We start from the raw sequence: 13,314 nt of genomic DNA, 5'->3' as shown, positions 1-13,314 counted from the left end.
GCGTCAGGATGAAGGAGGGCGGTATGCAGTTGTATGTTGTTCGTCACGGCGAAACTCAAGCCAATGCCGAGGGGCGTTACCAGGGCTCGCTGGACATTGATCTCAACGAACGGGGCGTGCTGCAGGCGCGGGAGTTGCGGGAAAAATTGCCGGCGCAGATCGACGCCGTCATCGTCTCGCCGCTGCGCAGGGCTCAGCAAACGGCGGCCATTGTGTTTGCGGATGATGGGCTGCAACTGCCTACGCTGGATGCGTTTCGTGAGCGCGGCGTGGGGGTGTTTGAGGGACTGACCCAGGCGGAGGCGGCGCAGCGTTATCCCGACCTTTGGGCGCAGAATATTACCCGGCAATGGGAGCGGGCACCCACGGACGGTGAGTCAATCTCGCAGTTCGTCGAGCGCATCCGGGGCGGATTGAATCAGTTGCTGGTGAACCATGGGCAACAGGTGGTGGTGCTGGTTGCCCATGGGGTTGTCGCCAAGGCGATTCGCGCATTGGTTCGCGATGATTTCTCAGACTTCTTCGCCTGGCAGTTGCGCAATGGCGAAGTGCTGAGTCTCAACATCGCCACAGAGCCCAATGTGGCGAGGGAGCTTGCTCCCGTTGGGGTGCGAAGCGCCCCCTGGTAGGCCTCTGCGGTCTTTCAGGATGGGCCGGTCAATGCTTTTGGGGTTGCTGCGCAACCCAGCGGGAGCAAGCTCCCTCGCCACAGTGTGGGTGTGAGTCATGTCTACAGGGGAACGCTCAACGCCTGCGCAAACGCCTGGGGCGTAGGGCTTTCCGGCCAGGTCGGAACACCCTCCACCAGCGTTACCCACGGCTGCTTGTGCCGCAGCCAGATATGCGCCACCGGCTGCACGGACGGGCTCTCATCCAGTGTCCCGACCCGCAGCACAACCAACCCCGGCGCGGCCGTCGTGGTGTTGCAGATCCGCGTATGGCACACCCCGCACAACCGATGTTCCGAGCGCTGCCCATCAACGTCATAGGCATATTCCGTCAGCGAACCTTCAACCCGCAGCGCATCCGCCGGCAACAGCGCATGCAGGGCAAACGCGCTGCCGCTCCAGGTCTGGCAGTGGCGGCAATGGCAGGCATACACCGCCAGCGGCGCGTCGGTATCGAGGGTGTAGGTCACGCGGGTGCAGCGACATTGGCCCGTGAGTGTCATCAAAAACGATCCTGTGCAAAGTGAGGGCGAAAGCCCCATCGGTTATGCTCGCCAGCATGCCGCAGCCCCCGAACAAAGAACATCCGCCAAAACTGCCCAGCGGCTCACAGGAAATGTATGAACGCCCCGCAACTCCAATGGGAAACCCAGCGCGCCTTCCTCGCCGTGTTGCGCACCGGCAGCCTGTCGGGCGCGGCCCGTTTGCTGGGGATTGCCCAGGCCACCGCGCGGCGACGGATCGAGGCCCTGGAGCAGAGCGTCGGGGTCAGCCTGTTTATCCGCTCACCCGCCGGGCTGTTGCCCACCGACACGGCCAAGGACCTGATCAGCCACGTTGAAGCGATGGCCGTTGCCGCCAACGCCTTCAGCCGCGCAGCCTCGGCCGACACGGCCCTCGCCGGCGGCACGGTGCGGCTCACCAGCGGCAAGCTGCTGGGCGTTGAAGTGCTGCCGCCCATGTTGCGCAGCCTGCGCCGTGATCATCCGCAATTGGCCATCGAGCTGAGCGTATCCAATCGGCTGCAGGCGCTTGCCCGGCAAGAGGCCGACGTCGCCGTACGCATCCGTCGTCCGGTCGAATCCACGGTGGTCGCGCGCAAGGTCGGCGACCTTCACGTAGGGTTGTACGCCGCACCCGACCTGTTGGCAGAGCAGGGCACGCCGGACACCGTTGCGCAATTGCACGGCTACCCGCTGATCGGGCCGGACCGCAACTTGCTGGAGATCGAATTCCTGGGTGAGCGCGGTTTCGACTGTTCGGCGCCCAGTACGGTGATTCGCACCGACGATCACCTCGCGCAGTTGGCCGCTCTGCGTGCGGGGCTTGGGATCGGCGTGTGTTCAGCCCAGGTGGCACAACGTCACGGGCTGGTGCGGGTGTTGCCCGCGCAGGTGGATTTCAAGGTTGACGTGTGGATCGCCATGCATCAGGACATGCGCAAGGTTCCGCGCATCGCCGTGGTGTTCGATGGCTTGGGCGCGGCCCTGACGGACTTCTTTCAGCCGCGATAACGCAACGCGTCAACCAACAATGCAAATGCGGGGGAGGCCGTGCGGGCCATTCGCCCCGGCGACACGGTATGGATTGCACCCGGTGTCAAGCATTGGCATGGCGCCACGGCGAACACCGCCATGACCCATATCGCGATCAACGAAATGCTCGACGGCAAGGTGGTGGACTGGATGGAGCAGGTCAGCGACGAACAGTACGCCGCGCAGTAATCGGTCTCACCGCCGCAACTGCGGCTCGCCTTCAATGCAGCTCACCAGAAACTCCATCACCACCTTCACCGAAGGCGAGCGGCGCATATCCGGATACACCGTCAGCCAGATATCGCGAACCGGGCCTTCGGTGTTCGTTGCCAACCGCACCAATGCCGCGTCGTGATCGCCCACCAGCGTGGGCAACACCACTGCACCCACCTGGGCCCGGGCGGCCATTTGCTGGGTGATCAGGTCGCTGGCGGCGAAGGCAATCGTGCGGTTGCCGCGCACCTGATGCATCCACGCCTGTTGGGGCAGGTGGTCGCGGGTGGCGTCATAGGCAATGAACGTCCACTGTTCAGCGGGTAACTGCTTGAGCTCGGGCGTGGCATAGAGCCCGAAACGCACGGCGCCGACCTTTCTGCGTACCAGCGCTTCTTCATCGGGACGTACCGTGCGCAGGGCAATGTCGGCTTCGCCTTTGTCGAGGGCGGCCAGCGTCGTCGAGGACATCAACACGATATTCAGCTTGGGATACTGCGCCCTGAACCGTGCGACATGGGGCGCGATGCAGTGGATGGCAATCGACGGCGGGCAACTGACCCGCACGGTGCCGGCCACTTCGATCGAGGCCACGCGGGACAGGCGCATCACTTCGGTAGCCATCTCGCCCATGCCGGCCGCCAGCTTCGCCAGTGCCAGGCCTTCCTCGGTGAGCGGTCGGCTGCGGGGCAGGCGATCCACCAACTTTACGCCGAGGGCTTTTTCCAGGGCATTGACGCGCCGGCCAACAGTGGCGTGTTCCACCTGCAGTTCGCGGGCGGCAGCCGACAGTGATTGGGTGCGCGCCAGCACGGTGAAGAAATACAGATCCTGCCAGTCGAACATCGGGTTATTTCCGCACGGAGGGTGGGAGGTATTGGGGAATTCTCGTACAGAGTAGCGCCTTTTACCATGGCGCATTCCCACTGCAAACGGAGTTGTCCCGCGATGAAAGCCCTCACCCTTGAAACCTACGGCGGCCCGGAAGTTGTTCAACTGCGTCACGATGTCCCCACACCTCAGGTGACCGCCGGCCATGTACTGGTCAAGGTGGCCTGTGCCGGGATCAATTTCATGGATGTTCACACCCGCCAGGGCAAGTACGCCAAGTCGGTGACCTACCCGGTACGGCTGCCGTGCACCCTGGGCATGGAAGGCGCGGGTGTGGTGGTGGCGGTGGGCGAGGGCGTGAGCCATCTGGCGCCGGGTGATCGAGTGGCCTGGTGCATTTCATGGGGCGCGTTCGCCGAATACGCCAGCGTACCCGCCGCGCGAGTGGCGCAGATTCCCAATGCGATCGGCTTCGATCAGGCGGCTGCGGCGATGTTCCAGGGCTGCACGGCTCACTACCTGATTGAAGATGTTGCGCGGTTGCAGGCGGGCAACAGCTGTTTGATCCACGCGGCGTCCGGCAGCATCGGCCAGTTGCTGGTGCAAATGGCCCGGCGACTCGGTGCCACGGTATTCACCACCGGCAGCAGCACTGAAAAATGTGCGATTGCCCTTCAGCGCGGTGCTGATCACGCCTGGTCATACGACGGGTTTGCCGAGCGAGTCTTGCAGGTAACGCAGGGGCGGGGTGTGGACGTGGTGTTCGATTCGGTGGGCAAGGCCACCTTGCGTGAAAGCTTCAAGGCCTGTCGTACGCGGGGGCTGATCGTCAATTACGGCAACGTCTCCGGTTCGATCACTGACCTCGATCCGATGGAGTTGGGGGAGGCCGGTTCACTGTTCCTGACTCGCCCACGGCTCAACGACCACATGGCTGACGGGCCTACGGTGCAGAGGCGTGCCAATGCGGTGTTCGCGGCGATACTTGAAGGTTCGCTGACGGTGGATATCGAAGGGCATTACGCCCTGGAAGAGGTGCAGCAGGTGCACGCGAGGATTGAGGCACGGCAGCAGATTGGCAAGGCGGTGGTGTGGCTGGACCGTGAACTTCACTAATGGAGAGGGAGCTTGCGTGGCGAGGGAGCTTGCTCCCGCTGGGCTGCGAAGCGGCCCCAACACCTGCCAATGGGGTCTTCCTGGAGAAACGCGGTGAGTTCATTGGGGCTGCTGCGCAGCCCAGCGGGAGCAAGCTCCCTCGCCACAGGGGTCGTGGCGCTTGTGAGGATCAGTTAACAGCAGGCGAAAAAAAGCCGGCTGATCAGGCCGGCTGGGGGTGAACCGCGAACGACAGGGGTTACGCGCGGTTTTCCATCAGGCGGTCAGCGCCACCTTCAGCTACACGGTTTTCTTGAAGACGGTCAGCACCACCTTCAGCTACACGGTTGCCCTGGAGACGTTCAGCGCCCCCTTCAGCAACACGACGTTCCAGCAGGCGATCAGACCCGCCTTCAGCAACGCGGCGTTCCAGCATACGGTCAGACCCACCCTCAGCCACGCGGCTGTCCATCAGGCGATCCGCGCCGCCTTCAGCGAGGGCAGGTTGGGTAAAGGCGCTTACAGCAAGTACCGAGAAAGCGAGGCTAAGCAAGAGTTGGCGTTTCATGAGGGTGTGCTCCGGGAAAGTCGTTGGTTGGTATGGATGCGATGTTACGCGGCAGATTTTTTAAGAGAACTTCATTGGGCTGATGGTGACTATCGACGCCAGCGATGGCCCGTTTTCCCGGGCCATCGCGTCGCTCATCACGGCATTTCTGGCAGTTCCCGAGGGCGCAGGTCGAACACCAGCACCTCGGCGTCCTCCCCATGGCTCAGGTGAATCTCCCGCTCATCGCGCACTCGGGCACCGTCGCCTTCGTGCAAGCGTTGGCCGTTGACTTCAACGCTGCCCCGCGCCACATGGATGTAGGCGTAGCGTTCCGGGGCCAGCGGCAGGCTGGCGGTTTCAAAGCCGTTGAACAGCCCGGCATACACCCGCGCGTCCTGGCGCACGCCGAGGGAGCCGTCGGTGCCTTCCGGCGAGATGATCAACTGCAACCGGCCGCGTTTTTGCGCCTCGGTGAAGTGCTCCTGCTGATAGCGCGGTTCGGCGCCCGCCACATCCGGCACGATCCAGATTTGCAGGAAGTGCACGCCCTGGGTGTGGCTGTGGTTGAACTCGCTGTGGGCCACGCCGCTGCCGGCGCTCATCAGTTGCACGTCGCCGGGGCGAATCACCGAACCGGTGCCCAGGGTGTCCTTGTGTTCCAGGGCGCCTTCGAGCACATAGGAGAAAATCTCCATGTCGCGGTGCGGGTGTTGGCCGAAGCCCTTGCCGGCGGCAACCCGGTCATCGTTGATCACCAGCAGGTCGGAAAAACCCTGTTCTTTGGGATTCCAGTAGTTGGCGAACGAGAAGGTGTGGAACGACTTCAACCAACCGTGATTGGCGGCGCCGCGTTCCGAGGCTTTGCGAAGGGTCAGCATGGGGTGTTCTCCTCAAGGGAAGCCTGGCTGCGAGATGCAGGGCTTCGGTGTGAGGAGAAGATTACTGGTTAACGATAGGTTGATTAAGAAGCTGAAATCGGAATGACTGTCTCTTTTAGATTGACGATCGCCAGCTGTGCCGTCCGCAGATGATGGCGGTAGCGCAGCTGAAGTTTGCGCCAGGCCATCGGGTTCACGCCTTCGCTGCGGCTGAACAGGTGACAGAAGTGCGCCTGGTCGCAGAACCCGCATTCCTGGCTGATCTGCGTCAGGCTCAGGGCGGAGCCGGTGATCAGCACCTTGGCCTGCTTGATGCGTTGCTGGCGAATCCATTCCTGGGGCGATACACCGGTGGTGCGCTTGAAGGCCCTGGAGAAATGGCTGCGGGAAAGCTCACAGGCGCGAGCCAGTTCCGTCACCTCCAGAGGGCCAGCAAGATTGGCGAGGATCAATTGCTTGACCCTCTGTTCCCGCTCTGAACACAGGGTCCCGGTTGCAGCTGCTGGTTGAGCCATGATCGCTATCCGTGGTCGATGGGCGCTTGTTTTCACACACCTTACCGGTGAATGAATCCCCAGTGTAGACCGCTGCAAGCATCTGTTGAACTGAGCACATGCATGCAATTTTTCTGGATCGGGCCGTCGCAAACTAGCGCGAACGTTCAAGCATCCAGGGGAAGGGCACGATGGACTCAACAGCACAAGGCGGGCCGGACGAGGTCGTGACCCTGGTGGTCAAGCACCGCATAAAACCCGGGCTTGAAGCCGACTACGAAGCCTGGCTGCGACGCATCGTGCGTATTGCCGGTGAGCGTCCCGGGCACCTCGGCGTCGATGTGGTGCGCAGTAAACAGGGCGGGTTGGCGCTATTCACCTGCGTGCTGCGTTACCGCTCCACCGAAGACCTGGAGCGCTGGCTCGATTCGCCGCAGCGCCTGGAGCTGATCAACCAAGCCGCACCAATGCTGGCCGACGGCGACCAGACCGAAGTCGGCGCGGTCAACGAGTTCTGGTTCTCGCCCCTGGCCGATGCTGCCGCCAAGCCGCCGCGCTGGAAACAGGCAGTGGTCACGCTGCTGGTGATCCTGCCGCTGACGTTGCTGGTGCCGATCATCTGGGGCCCGGTACTGCGGCTGCACCCGTTCCTGTCCAACTACATCGTCGCCACCTTCCTGGTCACCCTGACCATCGTTGTACTGGTGGTTTACCTGCTGATGCCGGCGGCCACCCGCCTGTTCGCGCCCTGGCTTGAAGCCTCTGTAAAGGAAACCCTATGAACGCCGACCTGATTCTGTTCAATGGCCAGTTCCACACCGTGGACCGTGAAAATCCCCGCGCCACGGCAGTTGCGATCCACCAGGGACGCTTCGTCGCGGTGGGCACCGACGGTGAAGCCATGGCCCTGCGCGGCAGTGGTACCCAGGTCATCGACCTCAAGGGTCGCACCGTCATCCCTGGCCTCAACGACTCGCACCTGCACCTGATCCGTGGCGGCCTGAACTACAACCTCGAACTGCGCTGGGAAGGCGTGCCGTCACTGGCCGATGCCCTGCGCATGCTCAAGGATCAGGCTGACCGCACGCCCACGCCGCAGTGGGTGAGGGTGGTGGGCGGCTGGAACGAATTCCAGTTCGCTGAAAAGCGCATGCCCACCCTCGACGAACTCAACCAGGCCGCCCCCGACACGCCGGTGTTCGTGCTGCACCTGTATGACCGCGCCTTGCTCAACCGTGCCGCCCTGCGGGTGGCCGGCTACACCAAGGACACGCCGAACCCGCCCGGCGGCGAGATCGTGCGCGACCATAACGGCAACCCCACCGGCATGCTGGTGGCGCGGCCCAACGCGATGATTCTCTACGCGACCCTGGCCAAGGGCCCGAAACTGCCCCTGGAATACCAGGTGAATTCCACCCGCCAGTTCATGCGCGAACTCAACCGCCTGGGCCTGACCAGTGCCATCGACGCCGGCGGTGGTTTCCAGAACTATCCCGACGATTACGCCGTGATCGAACAGTTGGCCAAGGACCAGCAACTGACCGTGCGCATCGCGTACAACCTGTTCACCCAGAAGCCCAAGGAAGAACTCAGCGACTTCAAGAACTGGACCGGCAGCGTGACCCTGCATCAGGGCGACGACTACCTGCGCCACAACGGCGCCGGCGAAATGCTGGTGTTCTCGGCGGCCGACTTCGAAGACTTCCTCGAGCCACGCCCGGACCTGCCGCTGACCATGGAGCAGGAACTGGAACCGGTGGTGCGCCACCTGGTGGAACAGCGCTGGCCGTTCCGCCTGCACGCTACCTACAACGAGTCGATCTCGCGGATGCTCGACGTGTTCGAGAAGGTCAACCGCGACATCCCGTTCAACGGCTTGCCATGGTTCTTCGACCACGCCGAAACCATCACCCCGCAGAACATCGAGCGCGTGCGGGCGCTGGGCGGCGGCATCGCGATCCAGGACCGCATGGCGTTCCAGGGTGAGTACTTTGTGGAGCGCTACGGCGCCAAGGCCGCCGAGGCCACGCCGCCGATCAAACGCATGCTCGCCGAAGGCGTGCCGGTGGGCGCTGGCACCGACGCCACCCGGGTGTCGAGCTACAACCCCTGGACCTCGCTGTACTGGATGGTCAGCGGCCGCACCGTCGGCGGGCTGGAACTGCACGCCGAGGGGCTGCCCCGGCTGACGGCCCTGGAACTGTTCACCCACGGCAGCGCCTGGTTCTCCTCCGAGCAGGGCAAGAAGGGCCAGATCAAGGTCGGCCAACTGGCGGACGTGGCGGCACTGTCGGCGGACTTCTTCAGTGTCGATGAGGAGGCCATCAAGTGGATCGAATCGGTACTCACCGTGGTCGGCGGCAAGGTGGTCTACGGCGCCGGCGACTTTGAAGATTTCGCACCACCCAGCGTGCCGGTGCTGCCGGACTGGTCGCCGGTGGTCAAGGTACCGGGCCACTGGCGCCCGGCCTCAGCGCTGCAAGCCCAGGTGCACCAGTGCAGCGGCCCCTGTGGCGTGCATGCCCATAGCCATGAACGGGCGCGTCTCTCGAACGTGCCGGTCAGCGACTTCCAGGGTTTCTGGGGCGCGTTTGGCTGCTCTTGTTTTGCCTTCTGAATCTAACCCCAAAGGAGTATTCCCATGACTTACAAACGCCTGAACAAAGATGACGCCGTGGTCTTGCTGGTGGATCACCAGACCGGCCTGATTTCCCTGGTGCAGGACTTCTCGCCCAACGAATTCAAGAACAACGTGCTGGCCCTGGCGGACCTGGCCAAGTTCTTCAAGCTGCCGACTATCCTCACCACCAGTTTCGAAAGCGGCCCCAACGGCCCGATGGTGCCGGAGCTGAAAGAACTGTTCCCGGACGCGCCGTACATCCCGCGCCCTGGCCAGATCAACGCATGGGACAACGAAGATTTCGTCAAGGCAGTGAAAGCCACCGGGCGCAAGCAACTGATCATTGCCGGTGTGGTGACCGACGTGTGCGTGACCTTCCCGACGCTGTCGGCCCTGGCTGAAGGGTTTGAAGTGTTTGTGGTGACCGATGCGTCGGGCACCTTCAATGAGACCGTGCAACAGGCGGCGTGGGCACGCATGACGGCGGCCGGTGCACAGCTGGTGAACTGGTTCTCGGTGGCCTGCGAGCTGCAGGTGGACTGGCGCAACGACATGGAAGGCCTGGCGAATCTGCTGTCGCCGCGCATTCCCAATTATCGCAATTTGATGAACAGCTACTCGGCGCTGACGGCCAAATAAACCGCTCTCTGATATGCAGGTAATCCAATGTGGGAGCGGGCTTGCTCGCGAAGGCGGTGTGCCAGTCAATACATGTACCGACTGACCCACCGCCTTCGCGAGCAAGCCCGCTCCCACATTTTGATTTGTGGTGTGGCGACTGACCGGCTATAAAACAGCCCAGCGTCCACCGAGAAGCGACAATGAACCCCTTCGAAGACATGCGCCTTTTTTGCCAGGTCATGGAATCCGGCAGTTTCACCGCTGCCGCCGAGCATCTTGGCCTGTCCAAGCAGTTTGTCAGCCGCCGCCTGATCCAGCTGGAAGAGCGCCTCGACGTACGCCTGCTCAACCGCTCCACCCGCCGCCTGGACGTCACGCCGCTGGGCCAGAGTTACTACGAATCCGCCCTGCGCCTGCTCAGTGAAGTCGAGCAAGTGGAGCAGGGCATCGCCGGGCAAAACACCGAGCCCCGAGGCACCATTCGCCTGAGCGCGCCGTTGTCGTTTGCCATGGCGCACCTGGGTTGCCTGTTGCCGCTGTTCCTGCAACGCCACCCTCACGTCACCGTGGAAGTGGACCTCAGTGACCGCCCGGTAGACCTCATCAGCGAGGGCTACGACCTGGTGCTGCGCATCGGCACCCTTGAGGATTCGACCCTGATCGCCCGACGCATCGCCAGTGTGCAGCGCGTCTACTGCGCCAGTCCCGACTACCTGGCCCGCCACGGCACGCCGCAGAGTCCCGATGACCTGGCCGATCACGCATGCCTGCCTTACGGCCATGGTCGCCAGGTGCAATGGCACTTCAAGGTCGATGGCAACCCCCACACCCGCAACGTCAGCGGGCGCATGCGGGTCAACAACGGTGAGCTGCTGCGGGATGCCGCCGTGGCCGGGTTGGGCATCACCTATCTACCCCATTTTATCGTTGCCCAAGCCTTGCAGGACGGCCGCCTGGTGACGCTGCTGGAAGACTGCGCGCCCGAACCCCTGACCCTTTCCGCCGTTTACCCCCAGCACCGCCAGAGCTCGCGCCCGGTGCAGGCGTTGATCGAGTTCCTGCGTGAACGCCTGGCCGGCGGTTGTTGAATCAGAACGCGTACTGCACCCGGCTGTAGTAATACCCGCCGGTAAACCCGAACGGCGAATAGCTGCCCCAGTTATCGCCGAACGACGAGTTCTTCACGCCGATGTGATCCGGGTATTTGTCGAACAGGTTGTGCGCACCTACGGCCACCGTCAGCTGTTTGCTGATCGCGTAGGCCACGTCGAGGTCAGTGATCCACTTGGCCGAATACGTGCGGTCCAGGCTCGCGTCGCTGGAGCTGTTGACCTCGGTGTAGGTGCCGTAGCGAGTCAGGCGCAGGTTGACGTCGAAGTCGTGGATCGCCCAGTCGGCGGAGAAGATCATCTTGCTGCTGGGTGAAGTCTTGGTGATCAGTGCCCGTGACTGGCGACCCATCAACTGGAAGTTGCCCAGGGCGGCTAGCTGCGCCGGGGTGTCGTTGACGCTGAGGATCTGCGTGTGGTTGTAGTTCAGCGCCGCCGTCCATTTCACCGAGCCGTAGCGGTCGAGGTTCTGCCGGTAGTTGCCCACCACGTCCACCCCGGAGGTGCGGGTGTTGGCGCCGTTGGTGAAGTACTGTGCGCCCGCCGTGGCCGGTACGCCGATGCTGTCCAGCAGGGAGGCAATGCCCGGGCCCTGGAAGCGTTCGCTGAGCACCAGGCGGTCCCGCAGGTTGATCACGTAGCCGTCCACCGTGAGGCTCAAGTCATCGCTTGGGGTCACGGCGAAACCGAGGCTGAAGTTGGTCGAGCGCTCCGGCTTCAGTGACTTGGCACCCAATGCCTGAGCGCCGGCGGAATCCACCGGCAGGATCACGTAGTTATACGACTGGTACACGCCATTGATGGTGTCGAACCCGGTGGAGCGTGCGGTAAAGATCTCGTTGGCCAGGGACGGTGCGCGAAAGCCGTTGCTCACGGTGCCGCGCAGGGCGAACACCGGGTTGAACGCATACCGCGTGCTGAGCTTGCCGCTGCGGGTACCGCCGACGCCTTCGTTGTAATGTTCGTAGCGTCCGGCCACGCCGATGTACCACTGCTCGGTGGGGTAGAACCCGAGGTCGACATAGCTGGCGACGCTGTTGCGGCTGACCTTCTGCGCGTCTTCCGGACGGATGCCGTTGGTGACCTGAGCCCCCGGATCGGGACGCTGCCCGGCACGCGGATGGCCTGCCGGGAACACGTAGCCGCCATCGATATAGGAAGCCTCGGAGCCGGCGCGGGTCTCGTAGCTTTCGCGCCGGTGCTCCAGGCCGAACGCCACGTCCAGCGGCTTGGCCAGGCCGATCTCGTAGGTGTTTTTCAGGTCGAGGTTGGTGGTGAGCTGGTCGGCGATGTAGATCCCGGAGGTGAACTTGTTCGGTGTGCTTTCGCCCAGGGACGGGTTCTGGTTGTCGTAGGTGCGCTGCTTGGCGTAGTTGCGCCCGTAGGTGCTGCTCAGGTCCCAACCCCAACCGCCGCCAAGGTCGTTGCCCTTGGCGCCGAAAGCCGATTGGAAGTCCGTCTCGTTGACCAACCAGTACGGGCTGTAGCCATCGGGGTATCCATTGGGCCCGGTGGTGATGGTGTTGCGGCCGTTGGGCAGACGGAAGTTCTGGCCGTCGTTGTTCTCTCGGGTGGCCAGGGTGGAAAACGAGTACAGCGTCAGGTTGTCGTTCAGCGGCAGGTCGAGGTTGTACGCCACATCGCCCAACTGGCTGCGGGGCGAGCCGTAGCCTTTGTAGGTGTGGTGGCTGGAGGTGGCTTCGCGCGGGTCGGGGGAACCGTCCGCCAGCGGGTAGTAATGGCTGCTGTAGCCGTTGCTGCCGGCCTTGTTGTCGCGCTCCTGGTAGCGGGTGTCGAGGGACACGTTGAGCACCCCGGCTTCACCCACCTGGAAGCCATAGTTCAGCGCCTCCTGGCCGGTGCCGCGCTTGCCGTCGTAGTTCTGGCCCAGGGTGGTGTCGGAACTGCCGCCGGTGGTCTGCTTGAGGATGATGTTGATCACCCCGGAAATCGCATCCGAGCCGTATTGCGCCGCTGCACCGTCGCGCAGCACCTCCACATGGTCGATGGCAGCCACCGGGATCAGGTCGAGGTCGCTGGGGGCCGCGCCGCTGTTGATGCCGTTGATGTTCAGGGTGGCGCTGGTATGGCGGCGTTTGCCGTTGACCAGCACCAGTACGTGAGAGGCGGTGAGGCCGCGCAAGGTGGCCGAACGCACCACGCCGCTGGCATCCCAGCCGGCGCGGTCGGGCAGGTTGAACGAGGGGATGAGCTTGCCCAATGCCTCCAGCAAACTCGGCTTGCCCACGGCCCGCAGCTGTTCGCCGCTGATCACATCAATCGGCGTGGGGCTGGTGGTGACGGTGCGTTGTTCGGCGCCACGGTTGCCGGTGACCACCACGGTGTCGAGGGTGGGGGAGCGGTCTTCGGCAGATTCGACGCCGAAGGACGCCAGGCCGCACGCCAGCGAGAGCGGCAGGAGTTTCAGATGATTGTACCGGTGTAGCCTTTTACGGTGAGCGAGCTTGCTGTGGCGAGTGGGCTTGCTGTGGCCAGGGAGCTTGCTGTGACGAGGGAGCTTGCTGTGGCGAGGGAGCTTGCTCCCGCTGGGCTGCGTAGCAGCCCCAATACGGTCTTCCGAGGAAATTGCGGAGTCAGGCTTCAGGGCCGCTGCGCGCCCCAGCGGGAGCAAGCTCCCTCGCCACAAAGGTGCCGTCAGCCAGTTGAATTTTCGCATGAGAGTGGAGCTCCTTGGTCTCG

13 protein-coding genes and 1 pseudogene are annotated in these 13,314 nt (G+C 63.3%); 8 read left to right on the top strand and 6 right to left on the bottom strand.

Going from position 1 to position 13,314, the window contains the following annotated elements:
* Nucleotides 1-23: 23 nt before the first annotated feature.
* Nucleotides 24-629 (top strand): histidine phosphatase family protein, encoded by a 606-nt coding sequence (locus tag A462_RS18205; protein ID WP_008434639.1) that lies wholly within the window; start codon nucleotides 24-26, stop codon nucleotides 627-629.
* 101 nt (nucleotides 630-730) lie between these two features.
* Here the strand turns inward: A462_RS18205 and A462_RS18210 are convergent, their stop codons facing one another.
* Complete coding sequence (locus A462_RS18210) at nucleotides 731-1,171, bottom strand: GFA family protein (RefSeq protein WP_008434637.1); 441 nt, start codon at nucleotides 1,169-1,171, stop codon at nucleotides 731-733.
* A 117-nt stretch (nucleotides 1,172-1,288) separates the two neighbouring features.
* Here A462_RS18210 and A462_RS18215 point away from each other — a divergent pair, with 117 nt between their 5' ends.
* The gene (locus tag A462_RS18215) at nucleotides 1,289-2,182 is read left to right on the top strand and encodes a LysR family transcriptional regulator (RefSeq protein ID WP_008434634.1); all 894 of its coding nucleotides are present in this window, start codon (nucleotides 1,289-1,291) and stop codon (nucleotides 2,180-2,182) included.
* 30 nt (nucleotides 2,183-2,212) lie between these two features.
* A pseudogene (locus A462_RS18220) lies at nucleotides 2,213-2,392 on the top strand ((R)-mandelonitrile lyase); the annotation flags it as partial.
* A gap of 6 nt (nucleotides 2,393-2,398) precedes the next feature.
* On the opposite strand, the gene A462_RS18225 reads toward A462_RS18220, so the two are convergent.
* Nucleotides 2,399-3,262 (bottom strand): LysR family transcriptional regulator, encoded by an 864-nt coding sequence (locus A462_RS18225; RefSeq protein WP_008434631.1) that lies wholly within the window; start codon nucleotides 3,260-3,262, stop codon nucleotides 2,399-2,401.
* A gap of 102 nt (nucleotides 3,263-3,364) precedes the next feature.
* Here A462_RS18225 and A462_RS18230 point away from each other — a divergent pair, with 102 nt between their 5' ends.
* Nucleotides 3,365-4,363 carry a quinone oxidoreductase family protein gene (locus tag A462_RS18230; RefSeq protein ID WP_008434629.1) on the top strand — a complete coding sequence of 333 codons (999 nt, stop codon included), beginning with the start codon at nucleotides 3,365-3,367 and terminating at the stop codon, nucleotides 4,361-4,363.
* 238 nt (nucleotides 4,364-4,601) lie between these two features.
* On the opposite strand, the gene A462_RS18240 is transcribed toward A462_RS18230, so the two are convergent.
* The 3 genes from A462_RS18240 to A462_RS0132450 all read right to left on the bottom strand — a co-directional run bounded on the left by A462_RS18240 (nucleotide 4,602) and on the right by A462_RS0132450 (nucleotide 6,285).
* Entirely contained in the window at nucleotides 4,602-4,910 is a 309-nt protein-coding gene (locus A462_RS18240) for a hypothetical protein (protein WP_008434626.1), read from the bottom strand.
* A gap of 137 nt (nucleotides 4,911-5,047) precedes the next feature.
* Complete coding sequence (locus tag A462_RS18245) at nucleotides 5,048-5,770, bottom strand: pirin family protein (protein WP_008434624.1); 723 nt, start codon at nucleotides 5,768-5,770, stop codon at nucleotides 5,048-5,050.
* A gap of 83 nt (nucleotides 5,771-5,853) precedes the next feature.
* On the bottom strand, nucleotides 5,854-6,285 hold the full coding sequence (locus A462_RS0132450; protein WP_023658747.1) for an AraC family transcriptional regulator: 432 nt from the start codon (nucleotides 6,283-6,285) through the stop codon (nucleotides 5,854-5,856).
* 170 nt (nucleotides 6,286-6,455) lie between these two features.
* On the opposite strand from A462_RS0132450, the gene A462_RS18250 reads away from it, so the two are divergent.
* The 4 genes from A462_RS18250 to A462_RS18265 all read left to right on the top strand — a co-directional run bounded on the left by A462_RS18250 (nucleotide 6,456) and on the right by A462_RS18265 (nucleotide 10,593).
* Nucleotides 6,456-7,046, top strand: a complete 591-nt coding sequence (locus A462_RS18250; protein ID WP_003207311.1) for an antibiotic biosynthesis monooxygenase — start codon at nucleotides 6,456-6,458, stop codon at nucleotides 7,044-7,046.
* A complete protein-coding gene (locus A462_RS18255) occupies nucleotides 7,043-8,881 on the top strand; it encodes an amidohydrolase (RefSeq protein WP_003207313.1) in 1,839 nt (612 codons plus the stop codon). The genes A462_RS18250 and A462_RS18255 overlap by 4 nt, the downstream gene beginning before the upstream one ends.
* Nucleotides 8,882-8,899: 18 nt before the next feature.
* Complete coding sequence (ycaC, locus tag A462_RS18260) at nucleotides 8,900-9,523, top strand: isochorismate family cysteine hydrolase YcaC (RefSeq protein ID WP_161635723.1); 624 nt, start codon at nucleotides 8,900-8,902, stop codon at nucleotides 9,521-9,523.
* Between the two features lie 182 nt (nucleotides 9,524-9,705).
* The gene (locus A462_RS18265) at nucleotides 9,706-10,593 is read left to right on the top strand and encodes a LysR family transcriptional regulator (RefSeq protein WP_008434618.1); all 888 of its coding nucleotides are present in this window, start codon (nucleotides 9,706-9,708) and stop codon (nucleotides 10,591-10,593) included.
* 1 nt (nucleotide 10,594) lies between these two features.
* Here A462_RS18265 and A462_RS18270 read toward each other — a convergent pair whose 3' ends face one another.
* Nucleotides 10,595-13,291 (bottom strand): TonB-dependent receptor plug domain-containing protein, encoded by a 2,697-nt coding sequence (locus tag A462_RS18270; protein ID WP_008434616.1) that lies wholly within the window; start codon nucleotides 13,289-13,291, stop codon nucleotides 10,595-10,597.
* Between the last annotated feature and the right edge of the window lie 23 nt (nucleotides 13,292-13,314).

The sequence above is a fragment of the Pseudomonas sp. Ag1 genome (assembly GCF_000278565.1).
In the GTDB taxonomy this organism is placed as follows: domain Bacteria; phylum Pseudomonadota; class Gammaproteobacteria; order Pseudomonadales; family Pseudomonadaceae; genus Aquipseudomonas.
Note: the sequence above shows the minus strand (reverse complement) of the source record. Positions and strands in the feature narration are given on the sequence as shown.

Coding starts and splice junctions, on each gene's coding strand:
- A462_RS18205 (WP_008434639.1), top strand. CDS start 24: ATGCAGTTGTATGTTGTTCGTCACGGCGAAACTCAAGCCAATGCCGAG.
- A462_RS18210 (WP_008434637.1), bottom strand. CDS start 1,171: ATGACACTCACGGGCCAATGTCGCTGCACCCGCGTGACCTACACCCTC.
- A462_RS18215 (WP_008434634.1), top strand. CDS start 1,289: ATGAACGCCCCGCAACTCCAATGGGAAACCCAGCGCGCCTTCCTCGCC.
- A462_RS18225 (WP_008434631.1), bottom strand. CDS start 3,262: ATGTTCGACTGGCAGGATCTGTATTTCTTCACCGTGCTGGCGCGCACC.
- A462_RS18230 (WP_008434629.1), top strand. CDS start 3,365: ATGAAAGCCCTCACCCTTGAAACCTACGGCGGCCCGGAAGTTGTTCAA.
- A462_RS18240 (WP_008434626.1), bottom strand. CDS start 4,910: ATGAAACGCCAACTCTTGCTTAGCCTCGCTTTCTCGGTACTTGCTGTA.
- A462_RS18245 (WP_008434624.1), bottom strand. CDS start 5,770: ATGCTGACCCTTCGCAAAGCCTCGGAACGCGGCGCCGCCAATCACGGT.
- A462_RS0132450 (WP_023658747.1), bottom strand. CDS start 6,285: ATGGCTCAACCAGCAGCTGCAACCGGGACCCTGTGTTCAGAGCGGGAA.
- A462_RS18250 (WP_003207311.1), top strand. CDS start 6,456: ATGGACTCAACAGCACAAGGCGGGCCGGACGAGGTCGTGACCCTGGTG.
- A462_RS18255 (WP_003207313.1), top strand. CDS start 7,043: ATGAACGCCGACCTGATTCTGTTCAATGGCCAGTTCCACACCGTGGAC.
- A462_RS18265 (WP_008434618.1), top strand. CDS start 9,706: ATGAACCCCTTCGAAGACATGCGCCTTTTTTGCCAGGTCATGGAATCC.
- A462_RS18270 (WP_008434616.1), bottom strand. CDS start 13,291: ATGCGAAAATTCAACTGGCTGACGGCACCTTTGTGGCGAGGGAGCTTG.